At 51.3% G+C, this 16005-nt stretch carries 16 protein-coding genes; 7 read left to right on the top strand and 9 right to left on the bottom strand.

Features of this window, described 5'->3' with window-relative positions:
- Positions 1–54: 54 nt before the first annotated feature.
- Positions 55–438: a hypothetical protein gene (locus GA0061071_RS02810; RefSeq protein ID WP_088238201.1), complete on the bottom strand. Its 384-nt coding sequence runs from the start codon at positions 436–438 to the stop codon at positions 55–57.
- Positions 439–586: 148 nt separating this feature from the next.
- Here GA0061071_RS02810 and GA0061071_RS02815 point away from each other — a divergent pair, with 148 nt between their 5' ends.
- Positions 587–1156 (top strand): hypothetical protein, encoded by a 570-nt coding sequence (locus tag GA0061071_RS02815; RefSeq protein ID WP_088238202.1) that lies wholly within the window; start codon positions 587–589, stop codon positions 1154–1156.
- A 13-nt stretch (positions 1157–1169) separates the two neighbouring features.
- The gene (locus tag GA0061071_RS02820) at positions 1170–1778 is read left to right on the top strand and encodes an SMI1/KNR4 family protein (protein ID WP_088238203.1); all 609 of its coding nucleotides are present in this window, start codon (positions 1170–1172) and stop codon (positions 1776–1778) included.
- Between the two features lie 52 nt (positions 1779–1830).
- Here the strand turns inward: GA0061071_RS02820 and GA0061071_RS02825 are convergent, their stop codons facing one another.
- Positions 1831–2079, bottom strand: a complete 249-nt coding sequence (locus GA0061071_RS02825) for a helix-turn-helix domain-containing protein (RefSeq protein WP_061493733.1) — start codon at positions 2077–2079, stop codon at positions 1831–1833.
- 255 nt (positions 2080–2334) lie between these two features.
- On the opposite strand from GA0061071_RS02825, the gene GA0061071_RS02830 reads away from it, so the two are divergent.
- Positions 2335–3420 (top strand): PDDEXK family nuclease, encoded by a 1086-nt coding sequence (locus tag GA0061071_RS02830; protein WP_088238204.1) that lies wholly within the window; start codon positions 2335–2337, stop codon positions 3418–3420.
- Between the two features lie 213 nt (positions 3421–3633).
- Here the strand turns inward: GA0061071_RS02830 and GA0061071_RS02835 are convergent, their stop codons facing one another.
- From GA0061071_RS02835 to guaB, 3 genes are all read right to left on the bottom strand, one after another.
- Positions 3634–5121 carry an ATP-dependent nuclease gene (locus GA0061071_RS02835; RefSeq protein ID WP_088238205.1) on the bottom strand — a complete coding sequence of 496 codons (1488 nt, stop codon included), beginning with the start codon at positions 5119–5121 and terminating at the stop codon, positions 3634–3636.
- A 536-nt stretch (positions 5122–5657) separates the two neighbouring features.
- Positions 5658–7235 (bottom strand): glutamine-hydrolyzing GMP synthase, encoded by a 1578-nt coding sequence (gene guaA / locus GA0061071_RS02840; RefSeq protein WP_088238206.1) that lies wholly within the window; start codon positions 7233–7235, stop codon positions 5658–5660.
- Between the two features lie 58 nt (positions 7236–7293).
- A complete protein-coding gene (gene guaB, locus GA0061071_RS02845; RefSeq protein WP_061493728.1) occupies positions 7294–8760 on the bottom strand; it encodes an IMP dehydrogenase in 1467 nt (488 codons plus the stop codon).
- Positions 8761–8919: 159 nt separating this feature from the next.
- On the opposite strand from guaB, the gene xseA reads away from it, so the two are divergent.
- From xseA to GA0061071_RS02860, 3 genes are all read left to right on the top strand, one after another.
- Positions 8920–10293 carry an exodeoxyribonuclease VII large subunit gene (gene xseA, locus GA0061071_RS02850; protein ID WP_061493727.1) on the top strand — a complete coding sequence of 458 codons (1374 nt, stop codon included), beginning with the start codon at positions 8920–8922 and terminating at the stop codon, positions 10291–10293.
- A 71-nt stretch (positions 10294–10364) separates the two neighbouring features.
- Entirely contained in the window at positions 10365–11390 is a 1026-nt protein-coding gene (locus GA0061071_RS02855; RefSeq protein WP_061493726.1) for a M4 family metallopeptidase, read from the top strand.
- Positions 11390–11731, top strand: coding sequence for a protealysin inhibitor emfourin (locus tag GA0061071_RS02860; RefSeq protein WP_167352621.1), 342 nt, complete (start codon positions 11390–11392; stop codon positions 11729–11731). The genes GA0061071_RS02855 and GA0061071_RS02860 overlap by 1 nt, the downstream gene beginning before the upstream one ends.
- Here GA0061071_RS02860 and GA0061071_RS02865 read toward each other — a convergent pair.
- Complete coding sequence (locus GA0061071_RS02865; RefSeq protein ID WP_061493725.1) at positions 11728–11943, bottom strand: zinc ribbon domain-containing protein; 216 nt, start codon at positions 11941–11943, stop codon at positions 11728–11730. The two genes, GA0061071_RS02860 and GA0061071_RS02865, sit on opposite strands and share 4 nt — an antisense overlap.
- Before the next feature lie 179 nt (positions 11944–12122).
- On the opposite strand from GA0061071_RS02865, the gene GA0061071_RS02870 reads away from it, so the two are divergent.
- The gene (locus GA0061071_RS02870; protein ID WP_088238208.1) at positions 12123–12527 is read left to right on the top strand and encodes a hypothetical protein; all 405 of its coding nucleotides are present in this window, start codon (positions 12123–12125) and stop codon (positions 12525–12527) included.
- Between the two features lie 43 nt (positions 12528–12570).
- Here GA0061071_RS02870 and der read toward each other — a convergent pair whose 3' ends face one another.
- From der to GA0061071_RS02890, 3 genes are all read right to left on the bottom strand, one after another.
- Positions 12571–14046 carry a ribosome biogenesis GTPase Der gene (der, locus tag GA0061071_RS02875; RefSeq protein ID WP_061493723.1) on the bottom strand — a complete coding sequence of 492 codons (1476 nt, stop codon included), beginning with the start codon at positions 14044–14046 and terminating at the stop codon, positions 12571–12573.
- Between the two features lie 120 nt (positions 14047–14166).
- A complete protein-coding gene (bamB, locus tag GA0061071_RS02885; protein WP_061493722.1) occupies positions 14167–15345 on the bottom strand; it encodes an outer membrane protein assembly factor BamB in 1179 nt (392 codons plus the stop codon).
- 10 nt (positions 15346–15355) lie between these two features.
- Positions 15356–15976: a YfgM family protein gene (locus GA0061071_RS02890; protein ID WP_088238209.1), complete on the bottom strand. Its 621-nt coding sequence runs from the start codon at positions 15974–15976 to the stop codon at positions 15356–15358.
- Positions 15977–16005 lie beyond the last annotated feature (29 nt).

Genomic DNA, 16005 nt, shown 5'->3' on the forward strand with positions numbered 1-16005 from the left:
ACCCTGCCATAAGGTGAATATGGCGTGATACATACCAGTCAGAATCACAGGCCGCTACCCCTTCGCCCCGTTACGCCGCGCCATGATCTGCTGCGCATACTGCGCAATCCCAATGTGATGATCCTGACTGACACGGGCAATGAGCGTTTGTAGGGCTTCTGGCGAGGCATGGAGTGTCTCTGCTATCAGTTTATCGAAGTCGCTCTGGGTAAAGTTGATACGTACACTCGCGCGCTGGAGCAGCGTATGGGCGACGATCTCCAGCACCGCGCGGCGGTAGTCATCGGCAAGAAGCACATCCAGATCCGGCTGCCGAATTTCAAACGTGAAGTCGAAGCTGACAAACCCGGACTCCACAGGCAGCGAGTAGGTCAGCCGCTCGCCTTCCTGCCATACCTGAGGCTCATATCCCTCACCCATCAAGCGTAATCGTTGCATTGCGCGCTCCGTTCAGCACGTTGACGTATTTTCGATTACATTAACGTTCAGGAAAACACTCAGTAAAGCCATAAGTTATGGTGGCTACCACCGCTGAACGGTTGAAGGATGGCCTCAACTGGCAGCAAAACTGACGCCGGAGTGGATAATGCGCTATGAATTCGTTGAGGTGCTCAACGATCTGATTGATTACTTTTTGCTGGGCGACATCCGCCTGTTGCAGACCTGGAAGGAAGAGCATGCACTTGATGACGATGTGGCATCCGAGTTTATCAGCAATGACAGCGGCGACCGGGCTGTGCAGGAGGGCATTGTCATCCCTCTGGCGGGCATTGAAAATTACCCCTACACCGTGCTTTTCACCCTTGCGGATGAGACACCGGAACTGCTCAAGCCGGAAAGCCATTTGCAGCACCAACGTGGCGGCTATGTACTGCGCATCGAAAACCGGCAATTAATGCTGTTCACGTGGCGGATCCTGCAAAACTTCACCGATGCGCAAATCCGCGCGCTTGAGGCGCGTTATCGCCAGCCAGGGCGACCGCAAATTGACCTTGATAACGGCATGTATGAGGTTGAGATCCTCGCCGGAGAAGTGCTGCGCGGCGCGTATTACGAGCCTGCTATTGAGTTCGTGCTGAAGAGAACCGAACGCGAGCACGCGACCGCCGATATGGATATGAACTACCGCTTCACTGTCGACAGCCAGACTTATTAATCGGGACACGATAATGACTTCAGATAACCAGGCTCTGCCACCACTTGCGTGGCCAGCATTTACCGACGAAGCAGAGCGGCTGGCGTGGTGGCGCGCCTGTGCGCAGGCTTACCTCGACTTGTGGAATAACCCGCCGCCCATCACGCCTGTGCCCCTCAAAGAGATCGATGCCCTGGAGCAGCGCCTGAACTGTGCCCTGCCCTCCTTGCTGCGTCGTTATCATGAACAGATTGGTGCGTTGGAACTGGCGGAAAGGCTGTGCAGCGTAACGCCCGAGAAATACGCCAGCATCGAACCGCTGCTGAATGCTTATCCCGGCATTAGCGACATCCTGGAAGATGCGCCCGACGCAGAACAACTGTTAGCGCTGGTTGATCAGTTGGTTGCTTTTGGCGACTACCTTGGCAATGGCAATTTGTGGTGCTTCCACCGGGAAACGGGCGAAGTGTGGTATTTCGATCACGACAGTTCGCCGATGCTGACGCAGATCTTCAGCGACGCGGGTCAGTACCTCGACGTGCTGATGTTTAAGTGCCTACTGGCCGCCCACGACGAGGAGGACAATGAGGATCTGCTGCGCGAACACCTCGGCGATGAGATTGTGGAGAAATGGATGTATTGAGAAGGCGGTAATGCCCCTGGCATGGGAGCATTACCGTTTTATGTTTCAGCCTTTATACGCTCTGCTTTTCATATGCACACTGATCGGATTTACACCCCGGATACCGCGACGGCCAGATTACTTCTGGTCGGGTATCTAACGCTTCGGCAATTAACCGCTCCCCTTTCGGCCAGTGCCGGGTTAAGGCATTGGCGAGCGTGGATGAAGCCAGCCCCGACTCACGGGAAAGCGCCGCCAACGATGTCCCTTTTTTCCGTAAACCCGCAATAATATCTGCCGGATGCCAGTCCTGATGTTCCATGGTGATTCTCCTTTTCAATCGGCTGTTAGGGTAAGAGCTAAAGCTAACACTGATTAAAAGGGGCGTTCTTTAAAGGTGCTAAAGAACATCGTGTTTCTGTGAGAAAGAAAATGCAGAACGAAAATGGCATCGACTCGTTGAACTCACAGCGAGAAGCTGACGTTGCGTACTATCTTTTATGATCATGGTAGTGTAGGTATCCCGCTGAATATGGCATATTCATGTGTAGGAAACGTTTGAAAGGAGATAGAGCCAATGTTTCGTGTAGATATAATAAATAAGACACTAATCAAACTAAAACCAACAAACTTCTCGGAACTTGGGCTGAAGGAACGTTTCGATATTCAGGAATGGATCGAAAAAAAACCGACTATTTTAGGTGAGGAACTACTTGTCATTGGTAAAGAGGTCATTCTTGCCTCTGGCAAGCGCCTTGATTTGCTTTGCGTAAATAAATCGGCAGCACTTGTTGTGGTTGAGTTGAAACGGGATGATTCTGGCTCGTCCGTTGAATGGCAGGCAATAAAGTATGCATCGTATTGCTCAAGTCTCTTGCCCGGTGAGATTTTTAAGCTATACGCGTCCTATTTAAACAAGTCTGAATTTGATGCGACAAAAAAAATCGAGGAATTTATTGATGCTGACATTGAGTTACTTAACGCGAAACAGCATATTATTTTGGCCTCAAAGGAGTTCAACTCTGAAGTCATCTCCGCCGTATTATGGTTGCGAGAATATGGCGTAGATATTCAATGCACTCGGCTTGCTCCATTTATCGATTCTGATGGTGAGCTATTTATCAAACCGGAAACAATTATTCCGTTACCGGAAGCTAAAGATTATATTGAACGAAAAGAAGTTAAGCAAAGAGCAATTGCTTCAAATCAAGATGGTTGGACTGGTAGTTGGTTCGTGAATGTGGGCGAAGGCAAATATCGAAATTGGGACGATAACAGACAATTTGGCTTTATTGGAGCAGGTCAAGGGAAGGTGTATTCATCTGCACTTAATCGTCTTGCAGTCGGTGACAAAATTTATGCTTACATGAAGGGATGCGGTTACGTCGGCTTTGGGGAAGTGACCAAACCAGCGGTTATGATTCGCGATTTCATAACTGATTCGAATGTTCCTCTACTCTCAGCAGGATTGAAAGCAGAACACCCAAACGCAAACTCTGACAATGAAGAGCTTTCCGAATGGGTTGTTGGTGTTCGTTGGATCAAGTCTCTTCCGAGAGAGCAGGCGAAAACATTTTCTGGCATCTTCGCGAACCAAAATGTCGTCTGTAAATTGCGGCATGAGCAGACATTAAAATTTGTGCAATCTGAATTCGGTCAGTAAGCACTGATTTCAGCGAAGTTCGCTGTTGGCACTAAGCGGACGAGTTGGCTGAGCTGAAGGTCCGCTGTGAGCTAAAAGCGGAAGTACGAAATTGCATCACCACGGATATAGCTAAGATTGCTATGTATTAATCCGCCGGGTCGCAGATCAATGGCTGGAAAAGACCCTCCGCAAGAGAGGGTCTTTTATGATATACGTTTTGTATTCCTCACATCACCTAAGCAGCCCTGTGAGTGCTACGTTAAAGGCTTCGAATGATATTTCTCTTTTTATATCTTCGGATAAATTGGATATGAAGTAGGATTCATCGATGTTCCTAGATTCAAGATCTTTCTTTAATCTGAAATAGAACTTTTTATCAGGATTCTTGACCTTTCCTTTGAACTGTCGACTATGCTCTAAAGACAATTCATCTATGGATTTTATTGGGAAATATTTGTCATTTAATACTTTTTTAAACCCAGGGTACTTCCCTTCGAAAATGGAACTGTATATAAATTTCTCAATGCTAGGTATAGGTAGGAAAGTTTTAACAAGGTGCGTAAATTCTTTTTTGGCTGAGACATCTGTTTTAACATCACCGTCAAGAATACTTATTATTTTTTTATTCACACCCATAACGTTATTTTTAAGTAAGTTCAAGTGGAGAGATAGTACATTTTCCCACCCCCCTACAGGGGATATATGAATGAGTTTACTCTCTCTTGCCCCTATGTCAGAGATGGACATATCAACGATCTTCTCGGCCAGTTTATCCTCTACCAAAACTAGATAATCAAATCCATCATGCCTGTATACTTCTCTGATTGCATAGCTCGGATAACATGGATTTATCAGGGAAATATCACCAGATGAGTTATTAATCATGAACATATTTTCTGGTTTTAGGGATCGTATAACCTCAGGAGAGTGTGATGTCAAATACACGCAGACCTTGGGGAACTGCTCTACTAATTCGTTTAAGTACGAGACCAATCTGGTAATGGCAATAGGATGTAAAGCTAACTCAATTTCATCTATGAATACTGGTGATATGCTTGTAACACCTGTAGCGCCAGAGTTAACTATAGTACTGTAAATATAGTTCAGTAAGGAAAGTAATAGACACTCTCCTGAACTCATTCTGTATTGACTAAGGAGTGCTCCTGTGGGAGAAACTGTGAAATATGGAACATTAGAGAATTGATACTGCAAGGATATTTTTTTGTTTTTTATTTTCTTCAATGTGCGGTAATGATTCATGTCTCCATGAAGAATGTAACTAAGATTATCCTTTACGTAATCAAAGGCATCTACAATGTGCTCTGGTTTAATTGAGTTACTTCTTATTAAATTGTCAACAACTCTCGAATCCTCAAACCTAGATCCGTAAAATAAGCTCCCTTCATATACTCCTTTAAATTCAATGGGAACTCCACCACTAACAACAAATTTATTGGCGCCACTGACTTTCCATTTATTGTTACTTACATTTCCACCAATGGACATTGAAATTTCAATCTCTGAGGTTTTGTCATAATCCTCAAGTTGAAGCATACTGTATCTTCTACTGCTAACAATAACTGAAAGAAGAAGCATTAAAGTACTTTTTCCACTGCCATTTCCACCAACCAAACTATATACCCCCCCTTCCATCGGAAGCTCTATATCAGCTGACTTGATGTTTTTTATATTACTAACCTTAAGTTTAACGAGATCCATTTCTACTCCTAAAGTAAGTTGCTCAGCTTATACCTAAACATCCCAAAGATTACCATGAGATAGTTTACCCTAACTGACCTGCTCCTCATAAACTAACATACCATGTGCCAGCAATGTTCGCTGTTGGCACTAAACTGACTGTCAAAGATCTATAGCTTCGAGTGTTTGTCGAATTAAGTACAAGTAATGAGACTAAACCATCCCAACGGACATTAACAATTTAATTTTTATATCAAAAAAAACATCTCAGACAAATTTCATTCGTTAAAAACCAAACCACAACACTGCCATCTAAATTAATTTAACTTAAAGACAATGATTATTATAATGTTATGTAAAATATATCTTATATCTGAAAATATAAAGAGTATTACATTAAATACCGTTCATACATATTTAATCATACCCTCGATTAATCGATAAAAAAATTAATTAGCAGCCAATAAATCTCTCAAAAACACTATATAAAAAAACAAAAAAACCCGCTTTCGCGGGCTTTAATATTTGATATTTAATATATCAGCAGGAGCTAAATCTTATTCCCACTCAATGGTAGCTGGCGGTTTGCCGCTGATGTCATACACCACGCGGGAGATGCCGTTGACTTCGTTGATGATGCGGTTGGAGACGCGGCCGAGGAAATCGTACGGCAGATGCGCCCAGTGTGCGGTCATAAAGTCGATGGTTTCTACAGCACGCAGGGAGACAACCCAGTCGTATTTACGACCGTCGCCCATCACGCCCACGGAGCGAACCGGCAGGAACACGGTGAAAGCCTGGCTCACTTTGTTGTAGAGATCGGCTTTATGCAGCTCTTCAATAAAGATCGCATCGGCGCGGCGCAGCAGGTCACAGTACTCTTTCTTCACTTCGCCCAGTACGCGAACGCCGAGGCCCGGACCCGGGAACGGGTGGCGGTACAGCATGTCGTACGGCAGGCCCAGCTCCAGACCAATTTTACGCACTTCGTCTTTGAACAGCTCTCGCAGCGGCTCAACCAGGCCCATCTTCATCTCTTTCGGCAGACCGCCCACGTTGTGGTGAGACTTAATAACGTGCGCCTTACCGGTAGCCGAAGCAGCAGATTCGATCACATCCGGGTAAATGGTGCCCTGCGCCAGCCATTTCACGTCTTCCAGTTTCAGGGCTTCTTCGTCGAACACTTCCACAAACACGCGGCCAATGATTTTGCGTTTCGCTTCCGGATCGTTTTCGCCAGCCAGCGCGGCCAGGAAACGGGATTCCCCTTCCACGTGAACAATGTTCAGACCGAAGTGGTCGCCGAACATGTCCATTACCTGCTGGGCTTCGTTCAAGCGCAGCAAGCCGTTGTCCACGAAGACGCAGGTCAGGTTTCTGCCGATGGCGCGGTGCAGCAGCATCGCGGTCACGGAAGAGTCCACACCGCCGGAAAGGCCGAGGATGACTTTGTCGTCGCCCACCTGCTGGCGGATGCGTTCAACAGCGTCATCAATGATTTTTGCCGGCGTCCACAGCGCTTCGCACTGGCAGATGTCGCGCACAAAGCGCTCCAGCATACGCAGGCCCTGGCGGGTGTGGGTCACTTCCGGGTGGAACTGCACCCCGTAGAAGCGTTTTTCTTCGTTCGCCATAATCGCGAACGGGCACGTCTCGGTGCTGGCAACGGTCACAAAGTCAGCCGGGATCGCCGTTACTTTGTCGCCGTGGCTCATCCACACGTCCAGCAATACTTTGCCGTCTGCGGTCAGCGAATCTTCAATACCGCTGATCAGCGCGCTGTCGGTCTGTACTTCTACCTGCGCATAACCGAATTCACGTTCATTGGAACCTTCAACGTGGCCGCCCAGTTGCATGGCCATGGTCTGCATGCCGTAGCACACGCCAAGCACCGGCACGCCTGCTTCAAACACATACTGCGGCGCACGCGGACTGTTGTCTTCGGTGGTGCTTTCCGGGCCGCCGGAAAGGATGATGCCGCTTGGATTGAAGTCGCGGATCTGCGCTTCGGTGACATCCCACGCCCACAGTTCGCAGTAAACGCCCAGTTCACGCACGCGGCGCGCAACCAGCTGGGTGTACTGGGAACCGAAGTCGAGGATCAGAATACGATGTTTATGAATGTTGTCCGTCATTGACGCTACTTCCGAGGCAAGTTACGAAAGCGCCCGGTAAAACCGGGCGCGAAAATCATTAAGAACCCATACGGTAGTTCGGGGATTCCTTGGTGATGGTCACGTCGTGAACGTGACTTTCCTGGATGCCCGCACCGCTGATGCGCACAAATTCCGCTTTGGTACGCAGGTCGTCGATAGTACCACAGCCGGTCAGACCCATACAGGAACGCAGGCCGCCCATCTGCTGGTGAATGATCTCTTTCAGGCGGCCTTTATAGGCAACGCGGCCTTCAATGCCTTCCGGCACCAGTTTGTCGGCGGCGTTATCGCTCTGGAAGTAGCGGTCAGAAGAGCCCTTGGACATTGCGCCCAGGGAGCCCATGCCACGGTAAGATTTGTAAGAACGTCCCTGGTAGAGTTCGATTTCGCCCGGGGATTCTTCGGTGCCCGCCAGCATGGAGCCAACCATCACAGCAGCTGCGCCAGCGGCGATAGCTTTAGCGATGTCGCCAGAGAAGCGGATACCACCGTCAGCGATAACCGGAATGCCGGTGCCTTCCAGCGCTTCAACCGCATCGGAAACGGCGGTGATCTGCGGAACGCCCACGCCGGTCACGATACGGGTGGTACAGATGGAGCCTGGGCCGATACCAACTTTCACCGCGCTTACGCCAGCGTCTGCCAGCGCACGAGCGCCTGCGCCAGTTGCAACGTTACCGCCGATGATTTGCAGGTCCGGGTATTTAGCACGGGTTTCGCGAATGCGTTGCAACACGCCTTCGGAATGGCCGTGAGAGGAGTCAATCAGCAGTACGTCAACGCCGGCGGCAACCAGCGCATCGACGCGCTCTTCGTTACCTGCGCCTGCACCGACTGCCGCGCCAACACGCAGGCGACCCTGCTCATCTTTACAGGCGTTCGGTTTACGTTCTGCTTTCTGGAAGTCTTTAACGGTGATCATGCCGCGCAGGTGGAAGCTGTCGTCCACAACCAGCGCTTTCTCAACGCGTTTTTCGTGCATTTTAGCGAAGACCACTTCGCGGGATTCGCCTTCGCGAACGGTCACCAGACGCTCTTTCGGCGTCATATAAACGCTGACCGGCTGAGTCAGGTCGGTCACGAAACGCACATCACGACCGGTGATGATGCCGACCAGTTCGTTATCGCCATTGACAACCGGGTAACCGGCAAAGCCGTTACGTTCGGTCAGCTCTTTGACTTCGCGCAGGGTGGTGGTTGGCAGCACGGTCTGTGGATCTTTAACCACGCCGGATTCATGTTTTTTCACGCGGCGAACTTCTTCTGCCTGGCGCTCAATCGACATGTTTTTGTGAATAAAGCCAATGCCGCCTTCCTGTGCCAGGGCAATCGCCAGGCGCGCTTCGGTCACGGTATCCATCGCCGCAGAGAGCATAGGAATGTTCAGGCGAATGGTTTTGGTGAGCTGCGTGCTCAAGTCGGCAGTATTCGGCAGAACGGTGGAGTGAGCGGGAACGAGGAGGACGTCGTCAAACGTCAGTGCTTCTTTAGCAATACGTAGCATGGGCAATATCTCTGACCTGGGGGGTTAAATATTGCCGTGGCATTATACAGAGCGTAACCGATTGCATCCACACTTTTTTAAGAAAAATACTTGCTATCCCCTCGTATCGGGTTACTATCGACTGAATAACCTGCTGATTTAGAATTTGATCTGGCTCACATGTCATCGTTCCAATCCCCTTCCATTTATACCGTCAGCCGCCTGAATCAATCGGTGCGCTTACTGCTGGAACGCGAACTTGGCCAGGTGTGGATCAGCGGCGAAATCTCCAACTTTACCCAACCTTCTTCAGGCCACTGGTACTTCACGTTAAAAGACGACACCGCCCAGGTGCGCTGCGCGATGTTCCGCAACAGCAATCGTCGTGTCACCTTCCGCCCACAGCACGGCCAGCAAGTGCTGGTGCGCGCCAATATCACGCTGTATGAACCGCGCGGTGAATATCAGGTTGTGGTTGAAAGCATGCAACCGGCGGGCGAAGGTTTACTGCAACAGAAGTACGAGCAGCTTAAAGCGAAGCTTGCTGCCGAAGGGTTGTTTGACCAGCAGTGTAAGCAATCACTTCCCTCACCTGCGCACTGCGTTGGCGTGATTACCTCGAAAACCGGCGCTGCGCTGCACGATATTCTCCATGTGCTGAAACGCCGCGATCCGTCGCTACCGGTGGTGATTTACCCGACGGCAGTTCAGGGCGAAGATGCCCCCGCACAGATTGTACGTGCCATCGAACTGGCGAATGCGCGCCAGGAGTGTGACGTGCTGATTGTCGGGCGCGGTGGCGGTTCGCTGGAAGATTTATGGAGCTTTAATGACGAGCGCGTGGCGCGGGCGATTTTTGCAAGCACCATTCCAGTGGTCAGCGCTGTCGGGCATGAAACTGATGTGACGATTGCCGATTTTGTCGCCGATCTGCGTGCGCCAACGCCGTCTGCAGCGGCGGAAATCGTCAGCCGTAATCAACTGGAACTGTTGCGCCAGGTGCAGGCGATGCAGCAGCGTCTCGAAATGGCGATGGATTATTACCTGGCAGGCCGCAACCGCCGCTTTGCGCAACTGAATCACCGTTTGCAACAACAGCACCCGCAATTAAGGTTGGCACGCCAGCAAACCGTGTTGGACCGTTTACAACAGCGCATGCACAATGCGCTGGATACCCAGTTAAAGCGTGCATCTTTACGCCAGCAACGTGTGATGCAGCGCCTGAACCAGCAAAATCCGCAGCCGCGTATTCACCGGGCGCAAACTCGCGTGCAACAACTGGAGTATCGCCTCAGCCAGACCATTCGCGACCGCTTAAGTCACACGCGTGAACGCTTTGGAACGGCTATCACTCATCTGGAAGCAGTCAGTCCGCTGGCGACACTGGCGCGTGGCTACAGCGTGACCACCGCGACGGATGGCAAAGTGTTGAAACAGACTAAACAGGTGAAAGCGGGCGACAAGCTGACCACGCGGCTAAACGATGGCTGGGTAGAGAGCGAAGTCAGCGCCGTCAAGCCCGTAAAAAAACCGCGCCAGCGTAAATCCTCCTAATTTGTCCGTCCCCCGGATCCTGCGGTCCTATACTTTTTGTTGTTCTTTGTTGTTTTATCAAGGAGATCAACATGCATTCATATCGCCCGTACAGCGTTATCCCGCCTTATATCCTTCGCCGCATTATTGATAATGGTTCCGAGCTGCAACAACGTTGCGCCCGCCAGACGTTAACGCACGTGCAAACGCTGATGGCCCACAGCCATGGCAAAGTCAATGCGCCGCTGGTGACCTCCCCCGGTGAACTGGTGCGCGATATCTATGACGCGCAGCAAAAAGAGACCCTGCCCGGTGAGCAGGTACGGTACGAAGGTCAGCCATCGAATGGCGATGTCGCCGTGGATGAAGCCTACGATTACCTTGGCGTCACGCACGATTTCTTCTGGCAGATTTATCAGCGCAACTCGCTGGATAACCAGGGATTGATCCTCAACGGCACCGTGCATTACGGCAAAGAGTATCAAAACGCCTTCTGGAACGGTCAGCAGATGGTCTTTGGCGATGGCGACGGTGAGATTTTTAACCGCTTTACGATAGCCATTGATGTCGTAGCGCACGAACTCAGCCACGGTGTCACAGAAACAGAAGCGAACTTAATCTACTTTGAACAAGCGGGCGCACTGAATGAGTCGCTATCGGATGTTTTTGGATCGCTGGTGAAGCAGTATCACAAACAACAAACCGCCGCCGAAGCAGACTGGATTATTGGCGAGGGTTTGCTGGCAAAAGGCATTCACGGCCGTGGGCTACGTTCGATGTCTGAGCCTGGCACCGCCTATGATGACCCGTTATTGGGTAAGGATCCGCAGCCCGCGCATATGAAGGACTATGTCAAAACCCGGGAAGATAATGGCGGCGTACACCTGAACTCCGGTATTCCTAACCGCGCGTTTTACCTGGCGGCGACTGCCGTTGGCGGGCATGCCTGGGAGCAAACAGGGTACGCCTGGTACGATACCGTCTGCGATAAGTCACTGGCGCAAGACGCGGATTTTGCCGCTTTTGCGAAACTCACCATCAAACACGGCGAAAAACGCTCCGGCAAAAAGGTGTCGGCAGCCATTGAGCAGGCGTGGAAAGATGTCGGAGTATTATGATGAACGAACCGGAATTAACCGACGATGCGGTGGTGGAGTTAGCCCGTGAAGGCGGGCTGGCTTTTATGCCGAAGCTGAGCGGCAAACGGCGAATTGTCATTGCCCAGCTCAGCAACGAGCAGCGCCAGCGCCTGGTTGAGATCCTGCACCAGGCTTTGCCGCTCGGGCAACCGCCCGGGCAGCCAGATTCACCAGGACGCGGCGACCAGCGCTTTTACCGTGTACAGATAACCTGGACCACGCAGCCAACAGATGTGTTGTTGCTGATCCCGGAAAGTAAAGCCCCTCCCTCTTTTATTGATCTGTGGCGCGAAGGTGAAGGGTGTATCTGCAAGTCTTAACGCAGGGTAAATTCAACGCGTTTTTTGGAAATCAGCCCGTGGCCGTGCTGGCAGAAGAAGTCCACCGCGCCACAGGCTTTTAACACCTCCAGAGGCTGATGACACTCCGGGCAGTTGGCCTGTACTTCAATGTCTGTATCGCAGACGTTGCAGTGGGCGTGCGTTCCCACCTGTTCCAGTGGGTTGTGGCAGGTCGGGCATTTTAAATCCATAACGAGCTCCTTCATGTTTCACTGCAACTATCATACACGGCGGGTAACAAATAATCCGTCGCCTGTTTTATCTTTGGTCTGGTTGGCCAAGGTGTACCTCCGTAAGTGATGAAAAAAATCTCTGCTCGTGGATAACAGCATGTGATAAATAGGGCGTTCATAAATAGCAAGGAGCGGTTATGTCACGGGATTTTAGCGTTTATCTTCATGCTGCGAAGATGCCCGCCCCCCCAGCGTGGAGAGCAGAAATAAAGCAGCAGGGTTTTGCGTGCGATTTGGATGATGATTTTGACCCTCTCACCTTCAGCGGCTTTCTGCCCTGCCCGGTGGAAGAAAAAATATCCGGTTTCGAGTATTACGCGCGCGAACTTGATGATGACGATTTTGCAGAGCTGGATGGCGTGCAACCGTTCAACTACAGCATCACATTTTGTGCCGGAAGCAGACCCGCTGAAACCATGGCAGCACTGGCTGCGGCCAGTTGTCTGGCGAAGCTTTCCGGCGGCGTGTTATACGATTTTTATTCCGGGGAGATGATCCTGGCTGAGCACGCTGTAGAGTGGGCAAAATCGCAAACGGCCTGACCATAACAGCAAACCCGCCGGATGGCGGGTTTGGCGTGACGCATTACTTGCTTTTCTTAATGTGTTTAATCAGACGCTTACGTTTACGCATCTGGTTCGGCGTCAGGGTGTTGCGCTTCTCTGCAAACGGGTTTTCCCCTTCCTTGAACTGGATACGGATCGGCGTACCCATCACGTCCAACGATTTACGGAAGTAGTTCATCAGATAGCGTTTGTAGGAATCCGGCAGGTCTTTAACCTGGTTACCGTGGATCACCACAATCGGCGGGTTATACCCCCCGGCGTGCGCGTATTTCAGCTTCACGCGGCGACCGCGCACCAGCGGCGGCTGATGATCTTCCGATGCCATCGTCATAATGCGGGTCAGCATCGCAGTGCTCACGCGACGGGTAGAGCTGTCGTAGGCTTCGCGAACCGACTCAAACAGGTTACCGACGCCACTGCCGTGCAACGCAGAGATAAAGTGCACGCGGGCAAAATCAATAAAGCCAAGGCGATAATCCAGCGTCTCTTTAACCTGTTCTTTCACTTCCTGGGTCAGGCCATCCCACTTGTTGACCACAATCACCAGCGAGCGACCACTGTTAAGGATAAAGCCCAGCAGCGACAGATCCTGATCGGAAATGCCTTCGCGGGCATCAATCACCAACAGCACCACGTTAGCGTCTTCAATCGCCTGCAGCGTTTTGATAACGGAGAACTTCTCCACCACATCAGTGATTTTGCCACGCTTACGCACGCCCGCCGTATCGATAAGTATGTACTCACGTTCATCGCGCTGCATCGGGATGTAGATACTGTCACGCGTGGTCCCCGGCATGTCATACACCACAACACGCTCTTCACCAAGAATACGGTTAGTGAGTGTGGACTTACCGACGTTCGGACGACCGACAATAGCCAGCTTGATCGGCAAATCCTGCGGGTTAAAGTCATCTTCCGGCTCTTCTTCTTCGCCGTTTTCACGGGCTTCGAACTGCGCCCAGTACTCAGCGTCTTCGTCCACCTCTTCCGGCGGATTCAGCTCGTCCATCCACGGCATCAGCACGTGTTCCAGCAGACTGGTCACACCGCGCCCGTGCGATGCGGCAATGGCGTAGATTTCACCGAGGCCCAGCGAGTAAAAATCCGCCGTTGCCTGATCCGGATCCAGACCATCGGTTTTGTTCGCCACCAGGAAGGTCGGTTTTTCACGCGCACGCAGGTGTTTCGCAATAGCGGAGTCAGCAGGCATCAGGCCAGCGCGCGCATCCACCATAAACAGCACCACATCGGCTTCTTCAATCGCCAGCAGCGACTGTTCCGCCATGCGGGTTTCCACACCGTCTTCCGTGCCGTCGATACCGCCGGTATCGATGCAGATAAATTCACGGCCTTCCACTTCAGCACGACCGTACTTACGGTCACGAGTCAGACCCGGGAAATCCGCTACCAGCGCATCACGGGTGCGTGTTAAACGGTTAAATAGCGTGGATTTTCCAACGTTAGGGCGCCCGACAAGCGCGACCACAGGTACCATGTTTGAAGCCTCATTACAGAAAATTCATTAGCAAAACGGCGCGGTTTGCGCAGCGTTTTAAAAACAGGAAAACGGCTCCTGCAACAGGAGCCGTTTTCGGGAACGACAACCTCAGCGCGATTAACGCGTGATGGCGTACAGCGTACCGTCTTTTGCCTGGATCAGCAGTTTGCCATCGGCAACGACCGGCTCGGTCAGGAAACCAGAGCTGTCGACTTTCTGCTGTGCCACAAAACGGCCGTCCTCGACATTAATCCAGTGCACATAGCCTTCGCTATCGCCTGTCACAATATAACCATTATACAACGCCGGAGCGGTAAGGTTACGGTGCAGCAGATCGCTTTGTGTCCACAGAGTTACACCACCGTCCGTGGTGAGCGCCAGAATGCGGTCGTTCTGATCGATAAGATAGATACGGTTGCCGTCAACGATGAAATCACTGACTGAACCCAGCTCACGTTTCCACATGATTTGGCCGCTGCGCAGATCCAACGCTGTCATGTTGCCATTGTAAGCCAGCGCGTACACGACACCATTCACCACAACCGGCGTGGTGTCTACATCGCTCAGACGATCGATTTCCGTCGGCCCGTTTGCCTGAGAGATACGTTGCTGCCAAATCAACTGGCCTTGCTGCATCAACACCGCACTCACGCGACCATTATCACCGCCAACAATGGCAGCACCAAAGGCAGCAGTCGGAGCAGACTCACCGCGCAGAGAGAGCGCAGGCATATCCAGGTTAACGGTCCATTTTACTGCACCATCAGTTTCATTCAGCGCTTGCAACTGACCGTTGCTGGTATGGATCAGCACCAGACCATCGCTGATGACCGGGCGAGACAGTGCCTCACCGGCCACTTTCGTTTGCCAGGCGGTAGAGCCATCACTGGTGTTCAGCGCATAAACGCGTGCTTTTTCACTACCGACATACACGTGGCCGCCGGAAACAGTCACACCGCCAGAAAGCTGTGCAGCGCGGGTTGAGAACCAGCCATCTTTTTCGGCCAGATTCACGGACCAGACTTCACGACCATCTTCTGCATGCAGAGCTTTCACCACACCATGGCGATCGGCGGCATATACCACGCCATCCGCAAAGGCCGGATGCAGGTTGGAATAGAAATTGCCGATACCGTTGCCAACGGAGGTGCTCCACGCCGTTGACGGCGTAAACTGGTTTTCAACAACCGGCAACGGGGACATTTTGACAACATCTTCTTCGCCATTGAACAGGGAACAGCCGCTCAATAACGTAACGGAAAGCAGCCCAGGCAGAAGTAATTTACGCAATTGCATCGGGTCCCTCTTAGATGGACAAATTATTAATTTTCATTTGCATCATTTCACTCAGCGCAGGGGAAGCATTGTTTTTAATGCCGTTTTCCCATGCGGTGCGCGCGCCTTGTTTGTCGCCTTTGCTCAGCAGTGCCTCGCCGCGTAAATCAGCCACGATAGCTGCCCAGCTTTCGCCTTTTACGGCATCCAGTGTTTTGAGCGCAACATCCTGCTGTTTCAGTTGCACCTGAACACGCGCCAGACGCACATTGAAAATCGCTTTCAGATTTTCATCGCTGGTCGCCGCGAGCCCTTGTTGCAACTGGGCAGCAGCTTTGTCCAGCTCGTTTTTATCAACGTACTGCTGCGCCAGTTCCAGCGACGCTAACGCGCCGTAGGTGTTTTTGTTGTCAGCGGCAAACTTCTCCGCCGCCGCGAACGACTCGGGTTTGTCTGCCTGAAGCGCGGAAACCGCGTTTTCATAAGCTTGCGATGAGGCTTTTGCTGTATCAGCCTGATGATTGGTCCAGTAGCGCCAGCCAACCAGCGCACCAATACCTAAAACAACGCCAACAGCCAGCGCTTTGCCGTTTTCAGCAAAGAAGCGCTTAATCGCGTCTACCTGGTCGTTTTCGTTTTCGTAAATTTCCACGCAGTCCTTCTCCTTAACGATAATTCACC

This window comes from Kosakonia oryzendophytica, from assembly GCF_900094925.1.
In the GTDB taxonomy this organism is placed as follows: domain Bacteria; phylum Pseudomonadota; class Gammaproteobacteria; order Enterobacterales; family Enterobacteriaceae; genus Kosakonia; species Kosakonia oryzendophytica.

Coding starts and splice junctions, on each gene's coding strand:
- xseA (WP_061493727.1), top strand. CDS start 8,920: ATGTCATCGTTCCAATCCCCTTCCATTTATACCGTCAGCCGCCTGAAT.
- GA0061071_RS02820 (WP_088238203.1), top strand. CDS start 1,170: ATGACTTCAGATAACCAGGCTCTGCCACCACTTGCGTGGCCAGCATTT.
- GA0061071_RS02855 (WP_061493726.1), top strand. CDS start 10,365: ATGCATTCATATCGCCCGTACAGCGTTATCCCGCCTTATATCCTTCGC.
- GA0061071_RS02865 (WP_061493725.1), bottom strand. CDS start 11,943: ATGGATTTAAAATGCCCGACCTGCCACAACCCACTGGAACAGGTGGGA.
- der (WP_061493723.1), bottom strand. CDS start 14,046: ATGGTACCTGTGGTCGCGCTTGTCGGGCGCCCTAACGTTGGAAAATCC.
- GA0061071_RS02835 (WP_088238205.1), bottom strand. CDS start 5,121: ATGGATCTCGTTAAACTTAAGGTTAGTAATATAAAAAACATCAAGTCA.
- GA0061071_RS02860 (WP_167352621.1), top strand. CDS start 11,390: ATGAACGAACCGGAATTAACCGACGATGCGGTGGTGGAGTTAGCCCGT.
- guaA (WP_088238206.1), bottom strand. CDS start 7,235: ATGACGGACAACATTCATAAACATCGTATTCTGATCCTCGACTTCGGT.
- guaB (WP_061493728.1), bottom strand. CDS start 8,760: ATGCTACGTATTGCTAAAGAAGCACTGACGTTTGACGACGTCCTCCTC.
- GA0061071_RS02870 (WP_088238208.1), top strand. CDS start 12,123: ATGTCACGGGATTTTAGCGTTTATCTTCATGCTGCGAAGATGCCCGCC.
- GA0061071_RS02830 (WP_088238204.1), top strand. CDS start 2,335: ATGTTTCGTGTAGATATAATAAATAAGACACTAATCAAACTAAAACCA.
- GA0061071_RS02810 (WP_088238201.1), bottom strand. CDS start 438: ATGCAACGATTACGCTTGATGGGTGAGGGATATGAGCCTCAGGTATGG.
- bamB (WP_061493722.1), bottom strand. CDS start 15,345: ATGCAATTGCGTAAATTACTTCTGCCTGGGCTGCTTTCCGTTACGTTA.
- GA0061071_RS02815 (WP_088238202.1), top strand. CDS start 587: ATGCGCTATGAATTCGTTGAGGTGCTCAACGATCTGATTGATTACTTT.
- GA0061071_RS02825 (WP_061493733.1), bottom strand. CDS start 2,079: ATGGAACATCAGGACTGGCATCCGGCAGATATTATTGCGGGTTTACGG.